At 42.2% G+C, this 24113-nt stretch carries 22 protein-coding genes; 16 read left to right on the top strand and 6 right to left on the bottom strand.

Annotation, left to right across the window (positions count from 1 at the left end; genetic code table 11):
- Nucleotides 1-3: 3 nt before the first annotated feature.
- From QWZ17_RS12695 to QWZ17_RS12715, 5 genes are read left to right on the top strand one after another with little or no spacing between them, the layout of a single operon-like run.
- Nucleotides 4-288 carry a DUF6364 family protein gene (locus QWZ17_RS12695; protein WP_290305599.1) on the top strand — a complete coding sequence of 95 codons (285 nt, stop codon included), beginning with the start codon at nucleotides 4-6 and terminating at the stop codon, nucleotides 286-288.
- Complete coding sequence (locus QWZ17_RS12700) at nucleotides 278-694, top strand: type II toxin-antitoxin system VapC family toxin (RefSeq protein ID WP_290305600.1); 417 nt, start codon at nucleotides 278-280, stop codon at nucleotides 692-694. Before QWZ17_RS12695 ends, QWZ17_RS12700 begins: the two co-directional genes overlap by 11 nt.
- Nucleotides 694-1728 carry a phenylalanine--tRNA ligase subunit alpha gene (gene pheS / locus QWZ17_RS12705; protein WP_290305601.1) on the top strand — a complete coding sequence of 345 codons (1035 nt, stop codon included), beginning with the start codon at nucleotides 694-696 and terminating at the stop codon, nucleotides 1726-1728. The genes QWZ17_RS12700 and pheS overlap by 1 nt, the downstream gene beginning before the upstream one ends.
- A complete protein-coding gene (locus tag QWZ17_RS12710) occupies nucleotides 1725-2138 on the top strand; it encodes a Rieske (2Fe-2S) protein (RefSeq protein WP_290305602.1) in 414 nt (137 codons plus the stop codon). The genes pheS and QWZ17_RS12710 overlap by 4 nt, the downstream gene beginning before the upstream one ends.
- A gap of 5 nt (nucleotides 2139-2143) precedes the next feature.
- The gene (locus QWZ17_RS12715; RefSeq protein ID WP_290305603.1) at nucleotides 2144-2725 is read left to right on the top strand and encodes a TetR/AcrR family transcriptional regulator; all 582 of its coding nucleotides are present in this window, start codon (nucleotides 2144-2146) and stop codon (nucleotides 2723-2725) included.
- Here QWZ17_RS12715 and QWZ17_RS12720 read toward each other — a convergent pair.
- Complete coding sequence (locus tag QWZ17_RS12720) at nucleotides 2722-3114, bottom strand: hypothetical protein (RefSeq protein ID WP_290305604.1); 393 nt, start codon at nucleotides 3112-3114, stop codon at nucleotides 2722-2724. The genes QWZ17_RS12715 and QWZ17_RS12720 overlap by 4 nt on opposite strands.
- A gap of 496 nt (nucleotides 3115-3610) precedes the next feature.
- Here QWZ17_RS12720 and QWZ17_RS12725 point away from each other — a divergent pair, with 496 nt between their 5' ends.
- The 3 genes from QWZ17_RS12725 (at nucleotide 3611) to QWZ17_RS12735 (ending at nucleotide 8330) form a co-directional block, all read left to right on the top strand.
- A complete protein-coding gene (locus QWZ17_RS12725; protein WP_290305605.1) occupies nucleotides 3611-4846 on the top strand; it encodes a cystathionine gamma-synthase family protein in 1236 nt (411 codons plus the stop codon).
- 90 nt (nucleotides 4847-4936) lie between these two features.
- Nucleotides 4937-5941 (top strand): hypothetical protein, encoded by a 1005-nt coding sequence (locus QWZ17_RS12730; RefSeq protein WP_290305606.1) that lies wholly within the window; start codon nucleotides 4937-4939, stop codon nucleotides 5939-5941.
- The gene (locus QWZ17_RS12735) at nucleotides 5904-8330 is read left to right on the top strand and encodes a hypothetical protein (protein WP_290305607.1); all 2427 of its coding nucleotides are present in this window, start codon (nucleotides 5904-5906) and stop codon (nucleotides 8328-8330) included. Before QWZ17_RS12730 ends, QWZ17_RS12735 begins: the two co-directional genes overlap by 38 nt.
- 65 nt (nucleotides 8331-8395) lie before the next feature.
- Here the strand turns inward: QWZ17_RS12735 and rsgA are convergent, their stop codons facing one another.
- Nucleotides 8396-9316 (bottom strand): ribosome small subunit-dependent GTPase A, encoded by a 921-nt coding sequence (rsgA, locus tag QWZ17_RS12740; RefSeq protein ID WP_290305608.1) that lies wholly within the window; start codon nucleotides 9314-9316, stop codon nucleotides 8396-8398.
- A 164-nt stretch (nucleotides 9317-9480) separates the two neighbouring features.
- Entirely contained in the window at nucleotides 9481-10665 is a 1185-nt protein-coding gene (hflX, locus tag QWZ17_RS12745; protein WP_290305609.1) for a GTPase HflX, read from the bottom strand.
- A gap of 206 nt (nucleotides 10666-10871) precedes the next feature.
- On the opposite strand from hflX, the gene QWZ17_RS12750 reads away from it, so the two are divergent.
- From QWZ17_RS12750 to ruvC, 5 genes are all read left to right on the top strand, one after another.
- The gene (locus QWZ17_RS12750; protein WP_290305610.1) at nucleotides 10872-12842 is read left to right on the top strand and encodes a DUF3858 domain-containing protein; all 1971 of its coding nucleotides are present in this window, start codon (nucleotides 10872-10874) and stop codon (nucleotides 12840-12842) included.
- 106 nt (nucleotides 12843-12948) lie between these two features.
- The gene (locus tag QWZ17_RS12755) at nucleotides 12949-14883 is read left to right on the top strand and encodes a DUF3857 domain-containing protein (RefSeq protein ID WP_290305611.1); all 1935 of its coding nucleotides are present in this window, start codon (nucleotides 12949-12951) and stop codon (nucleotides 14881-14883) included.
- A 7-nt stretch (nucleotides 14884-14890) separates the two neighbouring features.
- Nucleotides 14891-16828, top strand: a complete 1938-nt coding sequence (locus QWZ17_RS12760) for a DUF3857 domain-containing protein (RefSeq protein WP_290305612.1) — start codon at nucleotides 14891-14893, stop codon at nucleotides 16826-16828.
- An 11-nt stretch (nucleotides 16829-16839) separates the two neighbouring features.
- Nucleotides 16840-17478: a leucyl/phenylalanyl-tRNA--protein transferase gene (gene aat / locus QWZ17_RS12765; RefSeq protein ID WP_290305613.1), complete on the top strand. Its 639-nt coding sequence runs from the start codon at nucleotides 16840-16842 to the stop codon at nucleotides 17476-17478.
- A 19-nt stretch (nucleotides 17479-17497) separates the two neighbouring features.
- Entirely contained in the window at nucleotides 17498-18076 is a 579-nt protein-coding gene (ruvC, locus tag QWZ17_RS12770; protein WP_290305614.1) for a crossover junction endodeoxyribonuclease RuvC, read from the top strand.
- Nucleotides 18077-18116: 40 nt separating this feature from the next.
- Here the strand turns inward: ruvC and QWZ17_RS12775 are convergent, their stop codons facing one another.
- Entirely contained in the window at nucleotides 18117-20480 is a 2364-nt protein-coding gene (locus QWZ17_RS12775; RefSeq protein WP_290305615.1) for a S9 family peptidase, read from the bottom strand.
- A gap of 91 nt (nucleotides 20481-20571) precedes the next feature.
- Here QWZ17_RS12775 and QWZ17_RS12780 point away from each other — a divergent pair, with 91 nt between their 5' ends.
- On the top strand, nucleotides 20572-21099 hold the full coding sequence (locus tag QWZ17_RS12780; RefSeq protein ID WP_290305616.1) for a GNAT family N-acetyltransferase: 528 nt from the start codon (nucleotides 20572-20574) through the stop codon (nucleotides 21097-21099).
- A 25-nt stretch (nucleotides 21100-21124) separates the two neighbouring features.
- Here the strand turns inward: QWZ17_RS12780 and QWZ17_RS12785 are convergent, their stop codons facing one another.
- Complete coding sequence (locus QWZ17_RS12785) at nucleotides 21125-21619, bottom strand: GNAT family N-acetyltransferase (protein ID WP_290305617.1); 495 nt, start codon at nucleotides 21617-21619, stop codon at nucleotides 21125-21127.
- A gap of 25 nt (nucleotides 21620-21644) precedes the next feature.
- Nucleotides 21645-22895, bottom strand: a complete 1251-nt coding sequence (gene pepT, locus QWZ17_RS12790; protein ID WP_290305618.1) for a peptidase T — start codon at nucleotides 22893-22895, stop codon at nucleotides 21645-21647.
- A 76-nt stretch (nucleotides 22896-22971) separates the two neighbouring features.
- Here pepT and QWZ17_RS12795 point away from each other — a divergent pair, with 76 nt between their 5' ends.
- Together QWZ17_RS12795 and QWZ17_RS12800 are read left to right on the top strand one after the other, a co-directional pair.
- Entirely contained in the window at nucleotides 22972-23718 is a 747-nt protein-coding gene (locus tag QWZ17_RS12795) for a hypothetical protein (RefSeq protein WP_290305619.1), read from the top strand.
- Entirely contained in the window at nucleotides 23715-24071 is a 357-nt protein-coding gene (locus QWZ17_RS12800; protein ID WP_290305620.1) for an MmcQ/YjbR family DNA-binding protein, read from the top strand. Before QWZ17_RS12795 ends, QWZ17_RS12800 begins: the two co-directional genes overlap by 4 nt.
- The last annotated feature ends 42 nt before the right edge of the window (nucleotides 24072-24113 follow it).

Below are 24113 nucleotides of genomic sequence, written 5' to 3' on the forward strand. Positions count from 1 at the left end.
GTTATGGAAAGTACAAAGCTAACTTTGAGCGTTAAATCAGATTCTGTACCTCGTATAAAAGAATATGCGAAGCGTCAACATACAAGTGTTTCTAAATTAGTGCAGGAGTATTTTGATAAAATAGAGGAACAAGAAAAAAAAGAAGATCCTTTATTAGAGAAATATAAAAATATCGAGATTCCTGAATGGATTCAAAGTTTAACAGGTATTTTGAAGGGGAAATATCCGGACGATATGAATTACGACGACATGAAGTACGAATATTTCAAAGAAAAATATGACTTATAAACGCCTATTCTTAGATAGTGATGTTTTATTGGATATGTTTTTAAAAAGAGAGCCGTTTTTCTTTTATACTCAAATACTATTAGTTGAGGGCGAAAAAAGAAAGCTCGAGATCAATACATCGTCGTTAGTGATAGCGAATATAAATTATGTGCTAAGGAAGCAGGTGGGACAGATAACAGCGAGGGAGAATATAAAGGCTTTAGTTAAATCAATCAATATCTTACCGTTTAAAAGCGATATAATTGATTTGGCATTAGTGAGTAATATTGCCGACTTTGAAGATGCAATTCAGTACTTCATTGCCCAAAAGCACAATTGTGATTTAATCATAACCCGTAATATAAAAGATTATAAAGAGTCAACCATACCGGTTTTAACAGCCGAACAATTTTTAAGAATATTATAATGCAAAATAAAATAGACCAATACGCTGCCGAGATTAAGGCTTTCGCTTCCGCAAAGGCCGATGAGCTGGAAGCTTTCCGGATAAAATTTTTAGGAACCAAGGGGATAATTAAAGACCTTTTTGAAGAGTTTAAAACCGTTAGTTCTGAAGAAAAGCGCACGTTTGGTAAAGTACTCAATGAGTTTAAACAATTGGCCGAAGCTAAATATGCGGAGTTAAAGGAGAGCATTGACGCTGGCCCGGCTGCTAAAGACCTCGACCTGGATTTAACCCTGCCTGGTGATGGTTTTGCTGTTGGCTCGCGCCACCCGTTATCATTGGTGCGTAACGAGATTATTGATATTTTTAAACGCCTGGGCTTTGTTGTGGCCGAAGGACCGGAGATTGAGGACGACTGGCATAATTTCTCGGCCTTAAACTTCCCTGAGGAACACCCGGCCCGTGATATGCAGGACACCTTCTTTATCAAAAAGAATCATGGTAAGGATGATATCGCTTTGCGTACCCACACCTCATCGGTACAGGTAAGAATGATGGAGCATGGCAAACCGCCGTTCCGCGCTATTATGCCGGGCCGGGTTTATCGTAATGAGGCTATATCTGCCCGCGCGCATTGCTTTTTTCACCAGGTTGAAGGTTTATATGTTGATGAGAACGTTTCATTTGCCGATTTAAAGCAAACCCTTTACCATTTTGTACAGGAGCTTTATGGCGAAGGTACTAAAGTGCGTTTCCGCCCGTCATACTTCCCATTCACCGAGCCATCTGCCGAAATGGACGTATCATGTACCATTTGCAAAGGATCGGGCTGTAATATGTGTAAATACAGCGGCTGGGTTGAAATTTTGGGTTGCGGTATGGTTGATCCTAACGTGTTGGAAAACTGCGGTATTGATAGTAACAAATTTACCGGCTTTGCGTTTGGTATGGGTATGGAGCGTATTGCCAATTTAAAATACGTTATCCGCGATCTGCGCCTGTTCTCGGAAAATGACAGTCGCTTTTTAAAGCAATTTACTACCGAAATGCTATGAGGAAACTGCTGGCCATTGTATTGATAAGCCTGTGTTACATCTCTTGCGGAAAAGCTACCGACTATGTACCAAGCATACCGGTAAACTTTTCGGCGGCTATCAATGATCCGCGCCTGGCCGGGCTTAACAGCGCCGGTGGAGTTGCGCTTATTAATGGTTATGGGGTAGCAGGCCTTATTATTTACCGTACCCCAACAGGTGGTTATGCAGCGTACGATCGCTGCAGCAGCTATCAGCCCGAAAAAAAATGCGCCGTAACGCTGGATGCGTCAGGCTTTACGGTTACTGATCCTTGCAGCGGATCAAAATTTTCACTGGCCGACGGAACGCCTGTAAAGGCGCCTGCAACCAAGGCCTTAAGAAGCTATATTGTAAGTTCGTATAATTATACGATCACTGTATCCAACTAATGTAAATGGAAGCCGATAAAATTAAAGATAGTATTAAGCGGGCAGCACAGGAATTATTCCGCAAATTCGGTTACCATAAAACCAGCGTTAACGAAATAGCCAAAAAGGCAAAAATTGCCAAAGCTACCATCTATAAATATTTTGACAGCAAAGAAGCCGTGTTGCACATTTTGCTGATGGATTATATTAAACTGAGTGTTGACGACCTGGTGCAAAGCAATACGCCGGACATGGACGAAGAGGCGTATTTGAATAACCTCATCATGAAAACCTGCCGGTTATCATACACGGTTTGTAACGAGTTTATCGGCTGGGATTTTATCCGCGAATCTACCAACTCCCAGGATTTTTTGAAGAACTTATCTAACGAGCTGGAAGAAATGCTGATGGCCTCATTTATCCAGTTACCTGGCATTCGCAAGCATGAAACTTACCACCAGCGCCTGCGCTTTTTAATTAAATGCAGTAAAAGTATCGTATTTAGCTTCGCGTTTACCTCGGTAAGTGATTCAGACGTGCGTAAAAACTTCGTTTCTTTTCAAAAAGAGATCCTTCCTTATTTGGTAAAGGCGGCTGTTACAGTTTAAATTTTGTTTATTTTAAACACTATTGGCTCCGGATCTTCAACTATCCAAATGGTAGCCTCATCTATACTAATCGCATTCAAATTCAAGAAAGAATCAGCCCGCTGTAAATAATTTTCTTCTATATCTCCAAGGCGGGGCAGGGCTACTATATCGTTATCGATATTGATCCGCCTAACCCTGTCCAATAGTAGTTTCAAAGTATCTGCCGTATATACCGATTTTGCTTCTTCGGCTAAATCGCCCTTTTCATCAAATAAAAAGTAGTCGGTCATCAATATGGAGAAGAATTGTTTGTCGCGCCTATCGTAATAAAATACTTCAGAAAACTTTACCGGTGATTGGCGAAGGCCTTCTATCAACCAGTTATAAATCTGTTCTTGCATCGTCATGGATAAAGATATGGAAGTTGTCGGTTTATTTTGCGAGAGGAAAATATTTAGATGCGGTTTTTAAAAGATTATAAAAGAATCGGCTGTGAGCTATCATTTTAATTACTAACATGTTGTTGATATTATTATACCATATACCATTTTAGTATACGGTATAATTTATTATGTTTGCATAGTAAATTAAAAAAATCATGAGCAGCGAACTAACAGATTTTTCAAACCAGATAGATGCACAGGTTGAATTTGAAGAGGTTGAGATTGATACGCAGGATATTTTAAGCTATATAATCAGCTTATTTGCTTAGCGTTTTCAGCCATTTGTTAATTGCCCGGGTTAAGTAAACTACTACCCGTGTGGCGCGTTATGTGTTTAAAATCCTGTCTGCCCATTCTCATATCTTGCTCAATTTGCATAGTATATTAAAAAAGTCGTCATTTTTTGAGCAAAAACAGGTAAGTTCGCAACCGCTATTATTTTTTTACCAATAGGTTCAAAATGACTACTAAAAGAGGTTTTACTACCACCCTATTACATGCCGACCGCCTTGGCAAACCCGAGCACGGTTCTTTACACAAACCCATTCATACTTCGGTTACTTACGGGCACGAGGATGTGCAGGACCTAGTAGATATTTTTCAAAATAAAAAGAAAGGTTACGCTTACTCGCGCCAGGGTAATCCAACGGTTACCGCGTTGGAGCAAAAGGTAACTCAAATGGAAAAGGGCTTTTCGTCTATCGCTTTTTCTACCGGTATGGCGGCTATTTCGGCTACCATTATGGCCTTAATAAAACATACAGATCATATTGTGGCCAGCTCGTTTCTGTTTGGTAACAGCCGCAGTATTTTCCAAACCTATATTGATATGGGTTTAGATATCACTTTTGTTGATGCTACCGATGTAGCCAACGTAAGTGCGCAAATTAAAGAAAATACCAAACTGGTATTTGTTGAAACCATAGCGAACCCGGCCACCCAAATTGCCGATTTGGAAGGTATTGGTGAGTTATGCAGCCAAAAAGGAATTTTATACGTGGTTGATAACACCATGACATCGCCATACCTGTTTAACCCAATTGATGTTAAAGCAAGCTTGGTAATTAACTCCTTAACCAAATACATCGGCGGCCATGGTGATGCCTTGGGTGGCAGCGTTACCGATACCGGTTTATTTGACTGGAGCATTTATCCAAATATTTTCCCAAGCTTCAAGGATCAGGTTAAACCCGAGGCTTTGGGCATGACCCAGGTGCGCAAAAAAGGTTTACGTGACGCCGGTGGCACTTTAGCACCCGAAGCAGCCCACACCATATCTGTAGGTGCCGAAACTTTAGCCCTTCGTTTGGAGCGTGCATGTAACAACGCTTTCGCGTTGGCTACCTATTTTGAAAGTCACCCTAAAATTAAGAAGGTATTTTACCCGGGCGTTGCAAGTCACCCGCAGCACGACCGTGCAGCCAAACTATTTAAAAAATTTGGCGGCTTAATGAGCATTGAACTGGATGAAAGTATTGATTGCCTTGCATTTTTAAATAAACTACAGCTGGTTGTAAAATCAAGCAACCTGGGCGATACTCGTACGCTTGCCATTCCGGTAGCGCAAACCATCTTTTTTGAATTGGGTGCCGAGCGCCGTGCCGAAATGGGCATCCCCGAAAGCATGATCCGCCTATCGGTAGGTATCGAAGATCTGGATGATTTGGTAGAAGATTTTACGAACGCCTTGGGATAGAATCAAGAGATTAGAGTCAAAAATTAAGACAATATTTTTAAAGGACAAAGGGTGAAAACGTGTAATAAAAATTCATTCTTTGTCCTTTTTATGTTTGCGCTTTGGGCCACATCGTGTAAACATGATCGCACTGTAAACACCTCCTTTTATTATTGGAAAACGGTTTATAAAACCAACCCCACCGAGCAGGCTTATCTGCAACATTTTCACAGCAGCAAACTGTATGTGCGAATAATGGATGTAGATATGGATGAAAACGGCACATCGCCTGTTCCGATATCTCCGGTTACTTTCAATGCTAAGCTACCCGATACGGTTGCTATTGTACCGGTGGTGTTTATTGTTAATAACATCCTCAAAAATATCTCCCATCCGCAGTTGGATGACCTGGCCGGCAAGATCAGCAATTTTGTTGATGGCAAAATACACCAGGCCGGTAAGTACACTTTCAACGAGATACAAATTGACTGTGATTGGACCGCATCTACCCGCCAAAACTACTTTTACCTGCTCAAAAAACTGCAACAGGTACCTTATTTAAAAAGCAAACGCTTTTCTGTTACCTTACGACTGCATCAAATAAAAAATCAAAAAAGCAGCGGCATCCCACCGGTTAACCGGGTTATGCTTATGTGTTACAATATGGGCAACCTGCGCAAATACGGGCAGCAAAATTCCATCCTTGAAATTACCGAGCTAAAGAAATACCTGGGCGATAACATCAGCAATTACCCATTGCCCATTGATGTTGGCTTACCGCTTTTTAGCTGGGCGGTAGCCTTTCGTGATCATGAATATATCGGCATCGCAAAAAGAATTTCAATTGCCCAACTACAGCAAAAAAATCAGTTTATATTTATAGGGAATAATATCTATCGTGCTAAAACAGACTTGCCCGATGATGGTTTAAAAGCCAATGATGAAGTGCGTTGGGAAGCGGTTTCGGCAAATGACCTGCAATTAACGGCTGGCTATTTATCGCCGCTGATAAAAGCCGATAATACGCTTAATGTTATTTATTTTCACCTTGATGAGCCTGTAATAAAAGCCTATACCTATGCCGACCTTGAAAAAACTAATCATATTTTCCGTTAGCCTTATCGCCTGCTTTTTTATTGGTATTGCTATTGATCTGGCTTGCGGTCCGGAGGCTGATCCTTATGATTATTACGTATCCTTTTTCCATAATGACATTCAGCGTACGCAGGAATATAAATCATTCTATTTTACCGGCTATAAATTTCTTTATGACGATGATGAACAGGTAAGCGAAGCCGCTATTAATTCGCGCGAGTGGGCTGCATACCTGGGGCATGATGTTAAACCTGTCGATGTTGAAAAGGTCATGTACAAGTTAGGCGGTAAAACAGATTCTGTTTTGTATGAGGGCTATTTAAACGGAAAAGGCAAATTACCCGATAGCTTAAGTAATAATACCTTTTTAAAAACGCTGCCCGCCAATAAAAGTGCTCTTGGTTATTATCGGTTTGCCAAAAGTGTCGAACCCATTGCCAATATCACTTCGTATGATTATTGGAATCCGCAGCCAAGGGATACCACGTCATTAATGCAAGCCGGTAACGAGGCACTCCAAACCGCCCTAATTCAAAAAGACAGTTTCATTAAGCTACGATATTTATACCAGGCCCAGCGCCTATTACATTACGCCGGCAACGCTAAAGCCGCGATAGATGTTTACGATAAATACCTTGACGCTTATAAAGGCGAAAGCCATATAAAAGGCTGGGCTTTGGCGCTAAAGGCTGGTGAAGAACGCAGACTTAAGGATACTACAAAAGCCGCATGGTTATTTGCTAAAGTTTTTGCTGGTTATCCGGAAAGAAGGGTACAAGCTTATCGCAACTATAATTTGATGAGCGTTACCCAGGCCGATGTTTTGGAACTTGCTGCAAATAATAACGAAAAGGCGGCAATAACCGCGATTACGGCATTCAATAAGCCGGGGTATGATATAAACGGCTTAACGGATCTTTATCAGTTTGCGCCATCATCTGATATGATTGGCGTATTGCTGATCAGAGAGATCAATAAACTGGAGGAACAACACCTAAGCGGTACGGGCATTAATAGTTATTCATCCCCCGGCATGAAGGCGCAGCAGGTAGCGGCAAAAAAGGCAGCAGATACTCATATGGCCGCGCTTAATCTATTTTGTAATAAAGTATGGGCTGATAAAAAATATGCCGAATATCCATTGGCGCGACTGGCGCAGGCCTACATGGCCTGGATGCAAAAGGATGTTGTAAATGGCAATAAATACATTGCCGACCTTAACAACGAAAAGCTAAGTATCAAACTGAACGACCAGAAACAGATCATCGCCCTGTTACTTAAAGCTCAGGGAGCCTTGCAGCTTAATAGTGTTAATGAAGATGGATTATTGGCGTCTTTAAAATGGCTTAATGAAAAGGTTTCCCGGGAAACTGCCGGTACAGAGGCAGAAATATCATCATGGAACTATTACGGTCAGCATCCCTTTGCACAAACTGCCCGTAACTTTTACCAGCAGGTTTTAGCGCCAATATATTTAAAACAAAAGGATACCAGTAAAGCGGCCCTGGCAATGATGATGGCCGACGCGTACGATCCCAAAAATCCGCAGGTAGGCGAAGAAACCCGGATGTTTTTTCAGCAACTGCGATCATCACCATTGATTAAAATAGCGGCCTGGCAAAAATCGCCACCAAATACAGCCTATCTTAAATTTTTAACCCAGAAGTTGGGCGTTCTTAAAAACGATTTCGTTTATGAACTATTGGGTACCGCCTACCTACGCGAACATAAATATAATGAAGCTTTTAGCGCCTTGAACCAAGTGAGCGATAAAACACTAAATAAGTTTCCTTCAAATTACTACGATGATACCGATGTAAGCGCAGATCCATTTTTGAGCCGCCTGGCAGATTACCCTAAGGTAATGCACGAAAAAAACGCAAAGGGGTATAACAAAAGGCAATTTGCCCAGGCGATGGCCGGCTTTCAAAAGCTTATGAAGTCCGACCCGAAAAACGCCGCTACCTATTATTTTACCTACGCCACGGCTTTGTATAATACATCTACCTATGGCAACGCCTGGTATCTTATCAGTTATGATTGGTCGTCTACAGATTATGGGCGCGAATCGCAAAACTATTACGATGCCGATTACATAAAATGTACCAATGCCGAAAAAGTCTTTCTGCAGGCCAAGCAGCTAAGTGCTAATGCCGATTTTAAGGCCAAATGTACCTTTATGGCCGCAAAATGCCGGCAGAAACAAATAAGGCTGCCATCGTACAGTTATCTCATCGGTAATGATTATACTAAAATGGATGCCGCCGAAAAACAGTACGCCATAGGAGTGCGAAACAATTTTTACTTTACCGATTTGCAGAAAAACTACAGCCAGACTCCGTTTTACAAAACAGCCGTAAATGAGTGCAGTTACTTCAGAGATTTTATAGCCGCGGGTAAAAAGAAATAAAGGCTTTAAGAATCAGGTTGAATGCCGCCGTCTTAATTCTTGCTTCTAGCCTCTTGCCTCTAAAATTAAGCTCTTGTATCGTTCCCGTTATAAATGCTCAAATAGCTTTCATAGCGGGATAGCTCGATGTCTCCTTCCTCCAAAGCTTCTAACACGGCGCAGCCAGGTTCATTAATATGGCGGCAATTGTTAAAGCGGCATTGGTTTAGGCGGGAGCGCATTTCGGGGAAAAAGTGGCTTAGTTCTTGCTTTTCTATGTCGATAACACCTAATTCGCGAATGCCGGGGGTATCAATGATAAAGCCGCCTTGGGGTAGTTCAAACATTTCGGCAAAGGTGGTGGTGTGCATGCCTTTGTCGCTCCATTCAGATACCATGTGGGTACGCAGATCGAGGCTTGGTAACAGGGCATTGATCAGGCTTGATTTGCCAACGCCGGAATGGCCTGAGAACAGGGTTATTTTATATTTAATCAGCTCCTGTACGGTAGCGATGTTGGTACCCTCCAATGCCGATACTTCAAAACAGGGGTAGCCTATTTTTTCGTAAATGGCTTTCAGGTCGGCCAATATCTCCAGGCCTTCATCACTAAAAAGATCAACTTTGTTAAAAATTAACCTTGCCGGAATATCATAAGCTTCGGCAGTAACCAAAAAGCGATCAATGAATCCTAATGATGTACGGGGCGAGGCCAGGGTAACCACCAGCAGGGCTTGGTCCAGATTGGCGGCAATGATCTGGGCTTGCTTGCTCAGGTTTATCGCCTTGCGAATGATATAGTTTTTACGCTGATGCAGGTTGGTAATTACGCCGTTTTCCTGGTCGGGCTCCATTTCAAAGTCAACCACATCGCCAACGGCCAGGGGGTTGGTGGTGGTAATGCCTTTAATCCTAAACTTTCCTTTTATCCGGCAATCAATCCTTTGGCCATCGGGTGTTTGCACCTGGTACCAGCTTCCGGTCGATTTTATAAGTAATCCCTGCATATCTATTCAACTCCAAAAGTAACAAATACTATGCATACCATTGTTAAACGGATGGAAATCGGCTTTTAAGTGGTGTTTTTTATAGTAGTGGATTAAAAACCCCTAAATGTCTGTGCTATTTTTATTGCCTCGCCCGGGGTAGCTGTATTAGGGAGCCTTCGCCCCTAATACAACAAATGATCGTACGGATATCGCTCCGTATGTATCGCTTTTACTTCCTCATACAGCATCGCCCTAAACTCGTCAACATTTTCTTTTTTAGTTGCCGATATAAATATCGCCGGGCTGTTATTCTTAGCCATCCAGCTATGTTTAAAATCATCCAGCGTCAGCGGCTCGGCCTGTTGCTCTATCTGGTGATCTTCGGGCTTAAAGGCATCTATTTTATTAAATACCGTTATCATCCGTTTATCAATGGCGCCAATATCTTTCAGGGTTTCGTTAACGGTACGAATCTGGTCTTCAAAGTTAGGGTGCGATATATCAACCACATGGATCAATATATCGGCCTCGCGTACTTCATCCAGGGTAGATTTAAAACACTCCACCAACTGGTGAGGTAGCTTGCGGATAAATCCAACCGTATCTGATAATAAGAAGGGCACGTTTTCAATCACTACCTTCCGCACCGTGGTATCCAACGTGGCAAACAGCTTATTTTCTGCAAACACTTCCGATTTGGAAATCATGTTCATGATGGTTGATTTACCTACGTTGGTATAACCAACTAAAGCCGTACGAACCATTTGATGGCGATTTTTGCGCTGGGTTTCGTTTTGCTTATCAATTTGTTTAAGCCTGTCTTTCAACAACGATATTTTATTCAGGATCAAGCGCCTGTCGGTCTCAATTTGTGATTCACCGGGACCGCGCATACCAATACCACCTTTTTGACGCTCAAGGTGGGTCCATAAACGGGTAAGGCGTGGTAATAAATATTGCAATTGCGCCAGTTCAACCTGGGTTTTGGCCTGGGCGGTTTGCGCCCGGTTGGCAAAAATATCAAGGATCAGGTTATTCCTGTCCAGTATTTTCACCTTTAGTTCGTTCTCAATATTGCGCAGCTGCGATGGCGATAGCTCGTCATCAAAAACCACCATGTCAATTTCTTCTTCAACAACAAACGCGCGGATATCTTCCAACCGGCCCGATCCTACAAACGTAGCCCTATCCGGTCGCTGTAGTTTTTGGGTAAACCATTTAACGGTTTCCCCTCCTGCAGTAGCCACCAAAAATTCAAGTTCCTCTAAATACTCTTTCTCCTGTTCGTCAGTCACGTGAGGTGTCATCACGCCAACCAAAACAGCCTTTTCCTGCTTCACAGCAGTATCATAAAATTTTTGCTTCATTAACTATGGTCTATCAAATCAGTTGCCAGTTTACTAATATATACACAAACGGGTATAAATGCTTTCAAAATAGTATACTTAAATAAATGGCTGCACATCTGCAAAATTATAAAATCAAATAGATAAAGTGGTTAATAATAAGGCGCGTAAAAAATGTTTACTTATTTGTTATATTGTGCCACCGCATATCCTTGTTGCACTTTGTTATGAACAAACTCCTTATCCTGCTATTGCCCGCTGTTTTTGCCCTCAATGCCCAGGCGCAAACCGATCCTGTTTATATGCCTTTTGGCAAAATAAACAACTCCGATCTGGAAATGACCAAATGTGACTTTGAGCCAGATGCCAATGCCGAAGTGCTTTTTAATAAGGGCGATGTTTATTACGATGCTGCTTTTAACATAGAGGGCGAATACCACAAACGAATAAAGATATTTAATGATAAGGGCAAGGATGAAGCCAACATCCGGATTGAATTTTATGGAGGTAATAAGCTGGAGCATGTTACTGATGTACAGGCCGAAACCATTAATTTGGTTAATGGTAAACCCGAAATTACTAAAGTAGACAAAAAGCTTATTTATACACAAGCCATTGATAAGGTACGCAGCGCCATCGTTTTTTCGATGCCCAATATTAAACCAGGCTCGGTTATAGAGTATAAATACAAATTTATAAGTCAATCCTTCAGCAATTTCCCATCCTGGGATTTTCAGGAAAGAATACCTACACGGTATAGCGAATTGGATACGTCTATTCCGGATATATTATATTTCAGAGAAACCCGGCGCGCCTGGCAGCCCTATTTTAAAATAGAACGCCACAGCGATGCCCGAAGCATTGGTAGCGGTACCGACGTAGTAATGTATAACGTAGAACGGGAAAACAGGGTGTTGATAAACGTACCATCCCTAAATGACGAGCCCTACATGCGCTCATATGCCGATAACTTACTCACCCTTCATTTTAACCTTACTTCAGTAAAATCCACCTATGGTGTTTTTAAATCCTACTCAGATAGCTGGGCCAAAGTAGGTGGAATTATAGCTGATGACGAAGATTTTGGCGGTCAGCTTAAACGTAAACTCAACGGAGAGGACGTCATTATTGCTAAAGCAAAGGCTCTTAAAACCGATAATGAAAAAATTGCTTACGTTTTTAATACCGTAAGAGACGTAATGAAGTGGGATAGTGTTGACCGCTGGTATACCACCGATGGCACATACCGCGCCTGGGAAAAGAAAACAGGAAATTCGGCCGAGGTTAATATCATTTTATATCACCTGCTTAAACAATCGGGGGTAAAAGCTTATCCTATGATTGTAAGCACCCGTGATCATGGGAAGGTGGCACATTATAATACCTCGCTATCGCAGTTTAACAGGGCTGTAGTTTACGTGCCTGTTGATACTACTAAAGAATATATACTGGACGCAACCGGTAAGTATAATTTGTATAACGAAACCCCGGACGTATTACTCAATTCCGAAGGTCTTTATATTGATAAGGCCACTGACCAGTTTGATATGGTTTATATTAAAAGGCAAAAACCGGTGCGACAGGTGGTTATGATAGCTGCTGATATATTGCCCGAAAGTAAAATAACCGGAACAGCCAACATTGTAAGCTACGGCTATAACAAGATAAACAACACCCGTCGTTACAAAACAGATGGCGAAAAGAAATATATAGATTTTATAAGGAATAATGATAATAACCTTAAAATATCATCCCTAAAAATGAACAATATGGAGGTTGATACCCTCCCTTTAACACAGGATCTGACTTTTAACCTGGAGCTTAACGGATCAGACGGCAATTACATATACTTTAATCCAAATTTATTCAGTGCCATGCGCATAAATCCGTTTTTAAGCGAAACACGATCCACCGATATTGACTTTGGGTACTTGAATAAGTATGAGTTAGTTGGCCGTTACAAGTTACCAGCGGGTTACAAAATAGATATTTTACCCAAAAGTGGCATCATGATCATGGAAGACAAAACCATCAGCTTTAAAAGAATGATAGCCGAAGATGAAGGATATGTACAGGTAAGATATGTTATTGAGTACAAAACAATCCACTACAACAGAGAAAGCTATAACGAATTAAGGCAGTTTTACAAGCAAATGCATGAAATGCTTAACGAACAAATTGTGTTAAAAAAGGGATAGCTCCCACGCCCCAAAAAACGCTAATACAATCAAAGCCAAAAAAAGTTTTATTTATTATGAATGTATCTTCCATTTATTATATTCGTCGTGATTAAACCTTATTGACATGAACAAGCTTTTTGCCCTGCTTTGCCTGGGCACCTTAACCATCACTGCAAACGCTCAAACCGCTGCCCCTGTACCAACCGCGCAATCATTCGGAAAAGTTGATAAAGCCGACCTGGAAATGACCAAGTGCGATTTTGAACCCGATGCCAATGCCGAAATCCTTTTTGATAAAGGAGATACCTATTTTGATACCCAATACAACATCAATACCGACAGGCATAAACGAATCAAGATATTTAATGATAACGGAAAAGAGGAAGCCAACATTCGCATTGAATATTACAGCTATAACCGGGCAGAATATATTACCGGTTTGCAGGCCGAAACTATCAACCTAACAAACGGTGTTATTGAGCCTATCAAAGTTGATAAAAAGCAAATTTTTACCGAGGCTGTTGATAAATACCACTCGGCTTTGGTATTCTCGTTCCCCAATGTAAAACCAGGTAGCATCATTGAATATAAATACCGCCTTACAAGTGTTTCTATAGATGCTTTTCCCGATTGGTATTTTCAAAATGATTTGCCAACCCGTTACAGCGAACTGAATACCAATACACCAGAGTTTTTGACTTATAAACGGTTAACCAATTTGCATTCGCCATACGTGGTTGATAAAACAAGTTCATCAAATACACGTACCGAGGCTATGGCTAACATCCCATCATTAAAAGATGAGCCATTTATGGATGCCCGTAACGATAATTCTGAACGGATACTTTTTCAATTATTGAGCATCCGCATACCGGGCTATTATTATCCAAACTTTCAGGATTCATGGGAAAAAGTTGGTCAAAACAGGATCAATAATGAGGATTTTGGTGGTCAGTTAAATAGGAAACTTACCGGCGAAGAGGTAATTATTGCCAAAGCCAAAGCGCTTAAAACTGACGATGAAAAAATAGCATACATTTTTAACGAGGTTAAAAACACCATGAAATGGAATGATGTGTACGATATAAACTCTACCGATGGCACCCCAAAAGCCTGGGAAAAAAAGGTTGGCAACTCGGCCGAGGTAAACATCATCCTTTATCACCTGTTAAAAAAATCGGGATTAAATGTTCATCCAATGATGGTAAGCACCCGTAAAAACGGGCGTATTAATCCAGGCTACCCAAGCTATTACCAGTTTAACAGCGCTGTGGCTTACATACCGGTTGATAGTGCCAAATATTATGTGCTTGATGCAACCAGTAAATACAATTTGTATAACCAAATCCCGGTTAACTTTTTAAATTCATTTGGCTTATCGCTCGATGGCGAAAATAAGGCTTACGATTTGCAGTTTTTACAACAGCCAGACCCTGTTCGTCAGATTGTGTTGATAAACGCCGAAATTAAGCCTGATGGTAAAATGGCTGGCACTGCAGATATCAGCAGTTTTAGCTACAACAAAATGAATTATACCAAAAAGTATAAAACAGACGGCGAAAAAAAATTTAACGACTACATCCGCGAGGACAACAACAACCTCAAAATATCATCGCTTGCGTTTGAAAACATGGATGTTGATACGTTACCACTAAGGCAAAAGATCAATTTTAACCTCGACCTTACCGGCGGCGATGAAAACTATATCTATTTTAATTCAAACATTTTTACCGGGCTTAAAACTAACCCGTTTTTAGCCGAGAACCGTTTTACCGATATTGATTTTGGTTACCGCGACAACTACGCTATCACCGGTATTTTTAAAATACCAGCCGGTTATAAGGTAGATGTTTTGCCTAAAAGCCTGAGTATGGCTATCCCCGACGGAACGGTAGTTTGCAAACGCCTGGTGGCCGAGCAGGACGGCTCCATTATGGTGCGCTTCAACATCGACCATAAGAAGTCGATGTATTTTAAAGAAAACTACCCCGAGTTTCGTGAGTTTTGTAAAAAAATGTATGACATGCTTAACGAGCAGATAGTACTTAAAAAAGGTTAATAACACAATGTTTACTAAATATTACACCAGGCTGCTGCTTACCACAGCGGCCTTATGTGCGCTATACAGCAAAGGTTATAGCCAGGATAAAAATATCTCCAAAGATTTGTACATCGCCGCAACCATCCCCGATTCTTTAAAGGAGGATGCAAACTCGGTTGTGCGGTACAGCATGGAAGAGGATAATTTTACAGGGCCAGGAAGGGCCGACGAACATTTCCATTCCATCATTACTGTTTTAAACGAAAAGGGTAACGACGAGGCCGAAAAGGTTTTGCATTACAATAAAAAATACGTTTCGGTAGGTTCATTTGAAATGAGGATTTACAGTGCCGATGGTACCCTTATCAAAAAGTACCATAAAAGCGATATGTATGACCGATTGGCGGTTGATAACGAAACCATCGTAACCGACGATAGGTTATTGGCTATAAGCCACACAATTGCAAGCTACCCCACAACAATCGAATATATTTATGACTACGATATGAGAAGCCTGCTTGATTTAGGATCATGGGGTTATCAGGATTATGAACAGTCCGTTCAAAATGCCTATTATCATATCTCTATTGCCAGCGATGCCGGCTTTAGATACATGAACAGGAACACTAAAATAAAGCCACAAAAAAGCACGGCCCAGGGGCGCGATAACTACTCATGGCAGGTTAACAATTTAAAGGCGTACAAGCACGAAGAGGGATCAAAAGGGTGGCGCGTATTACCCCACATTTATTTTGCGGCCGGCAATTTTGAGTTTTATGGCGTTCCCGGCGATTTAAGTACCTGGCAAAACTATGGTAAATGGCAGCAAAAACTCAATGCGGATGTATGTACCCTTAGCCCCGAACGAACTGAGGAGATAAAGAAAATGACGGCTGATTTAAAAACGGACAAAGAAAAGGTGAAGTTTTTATATGAGTACATGCAGAAAAGTGTACGCTACGTAAGTATACAATTGGGGATTGGCGGTTGGAAACCTTTCCCGGCAACATTTGTGGATCAAAAAAAATATGGTGATTGCAAAGCTTTATCCAACTACATGTCGGCTTTGCTTAAAGCTGTAAATATACCATCGTGTTATGCAATAATTAACGCAGGCTCAAATATGCAGCCTGCCGATCCTTCATTTCCGAATGATCCCTTTAATCACATTATATTATGCGTGCCGCTTAAAAGCGATACTACCTGGCTGGAGTGTACAAGTGCCACCCAACAGTTTGGGAAACTGGGCTCATTTACCGAAAACAGGTACGCGCTATTGGTTACCGATGATGGCGGCAAATTGGTTAAAACTCCTGCCAGCAAAGATGTTGACAACCAATTTAACAGCGAAGTACATGTAACACTTGATGCCGATGGTGGCGCAAAAGCCCAGGTTAAAATTTTGAGCACCGGCGATTACAGGGACGATTACCTGGGGTTGATGTATTTAAAAACAGATGAGCAAAAATCAAATGTGATAACCATGCTCCATATGAAACAACCATCTGTTTTTACCTTCAAACCATCAACCGATAAGGACGGGGTAAAAGAAGTTGATATCGATTTAGAATATGATAAGTTTTGCGATATCGCATCGGGCGACAAGCAGTTTTATAAACCCAGGGTGTTTGATTTGTGGCAAGCCACTTTACCGGTAGAAGAAAAAAGGAAAAGCGATTATTACTTTGAAGTGCCGATGTTAAAATCGTGCATTACCACTATTGACTTGCCCGCTGGTTTTGAGGTTGAAACTTTGCCGGCCGGCCAAAGCCTTAAGTTTAGTTACGGCACCTATGAGGTAAAATACACTTACGATGCTGCTAAAAACCAGGTAGTAAATACAACCAAATTTAACTTAACCAACCAGGTGATCCCGGCAGCGAAATACACCGAAATGCAGGTATATTTTGATGCCATTGCCAAAGCGCAAAATAAAAAACTGGTGATACGCCGCAAAGCGTAAATTTGCGCCTGATGATTTTCAGGCTTGATGAACGTTTAATATTCCCAGAGCCCGATTTGGCAGAGCCAGACGGGCTTTTGGCTGTAGGCGGCGATCTGTCAACCCAGCGCCTGGTTCTGGCCTATCAGCATGGCATCTTCCCCTGGTATAGTGATGATAGTCCAATCCTTTGGTACTCGCCTCATGAGCGCTTTGTGTTGTATCCGCAGGAATTAAAAATCTCTAAATCCATGAGGCAGGTAATGCGGTCGGGCAAGTTCAAAATTACCTCAAACACCTGTTTTGCCGATGTGATTAAAGCTTGTTCAACCGCCCCGCGTGAAGGGCAGGATGGCACCTGGATCACCGACGATATGCTGCAGGCTTACATCGCCCTGAATGCCGAACACTATGCCCATTCTGTGGAGGTTTGGCTTGATGACCAACTTGTGGGCGGCTTGTACGGCATATGGGTTGGTGATGTTTTTTGTGGCGAAAGCATGTTTAGCAGGGTGAGCAATGCCTCAAAAATGGCGCTTATTTATTTGTGCCAGAGTGGTAAGTTTGATTTGATAGACTGCCAGGTACATACAGATCACCTGGAATCGATGGGGGCCAGGATGATAAGCCGGGAGCAATATATAACCGTTTTACACAATAGTTTACTTTGATTGCCTACCTTTGGCAAGTATGCAGCAAGCTAACACTAAGGAGCGGATTATTTTGGGAATTGACCCCGGTACAGCAGTTATGGGATATGGCCTGGTTAAAGAAACCGGACCAAAAATTGAACTCATTGCCCTTGGCGTTGTGAAAATGGAAAAGCTGGACGACCATATGCTTAAACTACAGCGCATATTTGAAAAAACCGTAGCCCTTATTGATAATTACCATCCCGATTGCCTGGCTATTGAGGCTCCCTTTTACGGCAAAAACATACAGGTGATGCTTAAACTGGGCAGAGCGCAGGGGGTAGCCATGGCAGCCGCCCTATCGCGCAATGTAGAGATCACCGAATACGCGCCCCGTAAAATAAAACAAGCCATCACAGGCAACGGAAATGCCACCAAAGAGCAGGTTGCCGCCATGCTGCAAACCCTGCTAAAGTTTACCGAAACCCCCGACTTTTTGGATGCGACGGATGGCCTGGCCGTAGCCGTTTGTCATTCATTTCAAAGGATCAGCACCGGCGCAAAAACCGGTGGTAGCAAAAAATCATATTCCGGCTGGGATACTTTTGTAAAGGATAACGCGAAGAGGGTGGTGTAAGCACCCCCATTACCCTTTAATTCAGTCAACCGTTTTTAAATTACTTTTTCAGCGTTTGTTCAAACAGTTTGTAAATGCGTTTATACTCATCCGTCCAGCTGCTGGCTTGTTCAAAGGCATGGTCTTCTACCGGGAATGATGCCAGTTCCCAATTCTCTTTATGCAGTTCAATCAACTTCTGACTTAAGCGAACAATATCCTGGTAGTTTACATTCTGATCTATCATGCCATGCAGCATCAATAAATTACCTTTTAAGCCATTGGCAAAATAAATGGGCGAGCTTTGGCGGTAAGCGATCTCATCTGTAAAAGGTTCATTCAGGATATTGGCGGTGTACTCATGGTTATAATGCGCCCAATCGGTAACAGAACGGATAGCACCGCCCGCCGCGAAAACATCGGGCTCTGTAAACATGCCCATCAGTGTGATAAAACCACCGTATGATCCGCCGTACAGGCCAACATGTTTGGGGTTAACGCCATACTTTTCAACAAGGTATTTTACGCCGTCGGCCTGATCGGTAAGGTCTTTACCACCCATGTGGCGGTAAATGCCGGTGCGCCAATCGCGCCCGTAGCCGGCGCTGGCGGTATAGTCAATATCTAAAACAGTATACCCGTTATCGGCCAGCATGTTGTTAAACATAAACTCGCGGAAATAATAGCTCCATGAGTAGGTAACCTCTTGTAAATAGCCTGCACCATGCACAAATATCACCGCGGGTTTTGCCGCATCGGCTTTTTTAGGTTGATAAATGCGGGCGTACACATCACTGCCATAACGGTTTTTAAAGGTAATGATCTCTGGCGCGCGCCATGGATATGAATTATATTCGGCCGATACGGAGTTGGTTATCTGCAATGCTTTTGCCCCTTGTTTGTTAGCTTGAACATACAGATCCCAGGGTTTATTAGAATAGGAGTAACGGATAGCCAGCCATTTTTCATCGGGCGATAGGGTTACTTCGTTGCCACCCTTTAAACTGGTTATTTTAACCGGCGAGCCACCGGTTACGGGCATGCTGTAAAAATCGGTTAGGCCCGGGTGGTCAATATTTGCCGTAAAGTAAAACGTCTTTTTATCGTTGGATAGTTGCAGGGTTTGCACCTCCCATTTGCCGCTCGTGAGCTGTTTTTTTGCGCCGCTGGTTACATCAACCAAATAAATATGCGAGTAACCGCTGGCTTCGCTCTGGTAATAAAAGTGGATGTCATCAACATAGCCAACGTTGCCTGCTGCACCGTTTTCGATACCGGGGCCGCCAATCCAGGCCTCATCACGTTGTCTGTCTAACAAGGCAAGCCGGCCGGTTGTGGCATCAAGGCGCATAATCCAGCGGTCTTTATTATCCTGCGCCGAAACTACTACAACGGCGAAAGCACTGTTGTCGCTCCAAAACGGCCCCTCAACGGTTACCTGCCTATCGGCGTTTTGCTTTTTTAGTTCGGCCAGTTCATTTGGGTAGTCCTTTACGTAGTCGGGCAAATCTTTAATGCCAGGAATCTCTTTAGTGTTAATCTTATAAACGGTATCGCGCTGCCTGTCGAAAATATAAGTCTCTGAGGTAGATGATGGACGACCAACTTTTGAGCGGTTGGGAATATCCTCTGTAAAGCCCGATGCCGTTACATAATTTGGAACAATGGCCTCCTTAACATCAGCGGCAGGTTTAGTGAGCCGGTAAGTAATAAAGCGTTCATCCGGACTTATTTTAACCCGCCCTACCCTTTTATCGCCAAAGGGTAACTCTTTTAATTGTTTTGGTGCAAGCAAGGCTTCCTGAACAGAATCCTGTTTGGCGTCTTTTGCCTCAACTTTAATAATATCAAAAAGCTCGGCCTGTTGTTTTTTTAACCATTTTTCCTCCTCGTTGCTTTCATCTTTTGCTTTTTTGTTTTTTGCCGCTTTTACAAAGTTGGTTAACTGCTCCAGGCCGCTGCCATTAAGTTTTAAAGCGAAAAGATTATTGGCTTGTGAGAAAACAATACGCGTTTCATCGCCGTTAAAAACAGGGGAGCTTTCGCGTTGTTCGGTATGGGTTAGTTGTGTGGTTTTATTTGTTTTAAGATCTTCGAGGTACAGGTCGCCATTTTTTTCAAACACTTTTTGAGTATGTTTTTTATTCCAGCTGCCATTACCGGTTAAATTACGCTGATCTTCTACGCTTACTTTTTCGGGTTTGCTGCTGCCGGGTGTAATAGCAAATAATGCATCGGGACCAGTTTTATCATTATTCCATTTAAAAAGGGCTTTTTTACTATCGTCGCTCCAACGAATTTCTGAGGGTGATGTGCCTATCCATTTAGGATCGCGCATGATCTTTTCAATGGTGAGGGTATCTAACTTTTGGGCATTGGCATTGGCCGCGCCAGCTATGAGAAGCAGCGTAAATAATTTTTTCATCGATCAGTCGTTAAGCGGCGTAGCGATTACGCCAACGCAATTTAGCAGTTTCTATCAGGATTGTTAATTTTAAACATTTTATTGTTACAAAATGGAAATTACCGCACCTGGATTCATATTAAGAGAACTGCGTTTAGAGGACGCCGCCGCTTTGCAAAAACAGGCGGATAACCCACGCATTGCCTGCTTTTTGTTTGATCGTTTCCCATCGCCGTATACCTTAACCGATGCTATTGATTTTATTAGGTTAAGAATGGCCGATGAAATACAAACCAAATTTGCCATAGTTATTAACGATGAACTCGCCGGCGTTATCGGTATAGATTTTCGGGAGGATATTTACCGTAAAGCGCCCTTAATTGGCTACTGGCTTGGTGAACAATACTGGGGTGAAGGTATCATGACAAAGGCGGTAAAACTGGTAGTTGATTATGCTTTTACCAATCTTGATATTGAACGCTTGCAGGCAGGTATATTGGGCAATAATCCGGCATCGATGCGGGTACTTGAAAAAGCAGGCTTCAAAAAAGAGGGGATTTTGAGAAACGGAATTGTTAAGAAGAGCGTCATTTTAGATGAACATGTATACGGGATAACAAAAAGCGATTGGGCAGGTTAATGCTTAATCTGCCCAATCGTTATGGCTACAACTCCTTCCGCATTACGTAGTCATTCATCCAATATGGGCCAATTGCAATATCTTCTTCATAAGCCACTGCGAAGCCCATTTTTTCATAAAAACTTTTGGCTTTGTTGTATCGGTTTACGTTAAGCTCAAGCACTTGTTTGCCGGCATCTTTGGTTTTTTGAGCAACCTCGTTAATGAGTATTTTGCCGTAGCCTTTGCCTTGTGTTTTGGGCAGGCAGTAAAGCTTGTGCAATTTAAAAATATCTGCGTTTTCTCCCCGGGGCGAATAAGCGGCGAAGGCAACCGGCTCTCCTTCTTCTTCCAGCAATAAATAGGTTTGCTGGTTTTCAGTAACCTGTTTGCCAATCTTATCTGCCGAGTAAATTTCATTCAGCATAAATTCAATTTGCTCGCGCTCTAAAATTGGGGAGTAGGCTACCCACCAGGTGGTATCGGCTATACTTAAAATGGCGTCAACGTCGTTTACCGTTGCTGTTCTTATCGTGTACATTTTCTGTTATTTAGGTTGATGACTGTTAGGCTTTCTCTTCCCAGATCATGCTAAGGTGTAAAATAGTCTCTACAGCTTTTTGCATATCCTGTACAGATACCCATTCTTGTTTGCTGTGAAAAGCATGCTCTCCCGCAAAAATATTGGGACAAGGCAGGCCCATAAATGATAATCGCGATCCATCGGTACCGCCCCTTATGCTGCAAAGTTTGGCTTTAAGCCCGGTGCGGTTAATGGCTTCCATGGCGTTGGCAACAATTTCGGGATGTTGTTCCAATACGTTTTTCATGTTGCGGTATTGTTCGCTGATGGCCAAAGTATAGGTAGAGTTTGGGTAGCGTTTTAAAACCTCATCTGCTGTTTTGCGGATCACATCGGCATGGGCTTTTAATTTGGCCTCGTCAAAATCGCGAATGATAAAATCTATCCCCGCGGTTTCTACATGGCCTTCTATGGCAACCGGATGTATAAAACCTTCCATTTCTTCGGTATGCTCCGGCGACAGTTCGTCGGGCAGCGCAGCCACAATTTCGCCGGCTATTTTAATAGCGCTTTCCATTTTACCCTTGGCAAAGCCGGGGTGCGAGCTTACACCGTTTATGGTAAGCCGGGCGCCATCGGCACTAAAGGTTTCATTTTCCATATTGCCCGCGCTTTCACCATCCATAGTGTAGCCGGCATAGGCGCCTAATTTAGCAATATCAACATGGTCAACCCCGTGACCAACTTCCTCGTCGGGTGTAAATAATATGCGGATATCGCCATGTTTAATTTCAGGGTGATTCATCAGCTGATAGCAGGCATCCATAATTTCGGCAACACCGGCCTTGTTATCGGCACCTAACAAGGTAAGGCCGCTGGCTGTAATTACATCATGACCTATCTGGTTTTTGAGGTCATCATGTTCAGCTAATTTAATTACCTGGGTGGCATCATCAGGCAATACCAAATCTTGTCCCTGGTAATTTTTATGCACAATTGGAGTAACCCCGGCCCCGCTGCAATCGGGCGCGGTATCCACATGCGAACAGAAACAGATAACCGGCACCTGTTTTGTACTGTTGGATGGGATGGTGGCGTACACATAACCATATTCATCCATGTGCGCGTCGGTAACGCCAATGGTTAATAATTCCTGAACCAATAAGCGGCTTAAGTTTTTTTGCTTTTCGGTAGATGGAAATGAAACCGAAGCAGGGTCGGATTGCGTATCAATGGTAACGTATCGTAAAAAGCGATCTGTAACCGTAAAATTTAGCGGCGAATTAAAACTCATAAGCTATATTAGTGAAATTTTTGTGACTGCTTATAACCGGCGGGTCATCATTGTAAATATTGATTAAATTTTAACATTGAAAAAATATATTCTTTTTTTTGTTTTGGCTTTTGCAGTGTTTACCGTGAAAGCTCAAAGTGGATTTAATTACTATGAATTTGGTGTTGGCGCGGGCGCAAGCTACGGCAAGGCTGAGGCTGATTTGAAAAAACAGGATTATCATCCAGCTTTTAATTTAAACTTTGTTTATAACTACAGCCCATATTTACCTATCACTGCCGAATTACAAAAAGGAACATTTTCTGGCGGCGGCCCAACCAGGGCCGAGGATCTGTCTGGCAGGTATTTTACCAACTCCTATGTTTCATTTAACCTCCATGCCGATTTGCAAGCCGGTGAAATTATGGACTATGCGGATAGCTGGTTTTTAGATAGGATCAAAAATTTTTACCTGGGTACGGGTATTGGTTTTATTTATAATAATATGACCCGTATTCAACGCTTTAACCAATTTCCTGAGAATGACGTTGTTGGTTCACCAGAAGGATTTAGAGGGGCCGACAAGGGGTTTAACCTGATCTTGCCGTTAAGATTTGGTTATGAATTTAAAATATTTGACGATTATGATCAGCCCCGTTACGGCATCGATATAGGGATACAGCATTATTATGACATAGGTGAAGGCATTGATGGCTACAATGACCCATCAAGTAAGTATAAAAACAACGCGCTTGATCAGTATACTTTTATAACTATTGGGTTTAAGTACAATTTTGGTAACACCACATCATATAACAAACTTATCCGCAAGTTTCAGTTTTGAACATAGAGGAATTACGTGATTATTGCCTGCAAAAGCCCGGCGTTACCGAAGGATTTCCCTTTGGAGAAGAAACGCTTGTGTTTAAAATAGCCGAAAAGATTTTCCTGCTCATTGGCTTAACCGATGCCAATCGCTTTAATGTTAAATGCGACCCAGAACTGGCCATTGAACTCCGCGAACGCCACAGCGAGGTGATTCCTGGTTATCACATGAATAAAAAAATGTGGAATACCGTTTACATGGATGGCGCTTTGACCAACAAAGAACTGCGCGATATGATAGATCACTCGTATGAGCAGGTAGTAAAAAGCCTGCCGAAAAAGACACAGGCAGAAATAGCGGCCCTGCAATAGCATCAGCTATCAAATTGTGACAGTAAAATTTTATCCCCGGCG

This window comes from Mucilaginibacter flavus, from assembly GCF_030409315.1.
Lineage (GTDB): Bacteria > Bacteroidota > Bacteroidia > Sphingobacteriales > Sphingobacteriaceae > Mucilaginibacter > Mucilaginibacter flavus.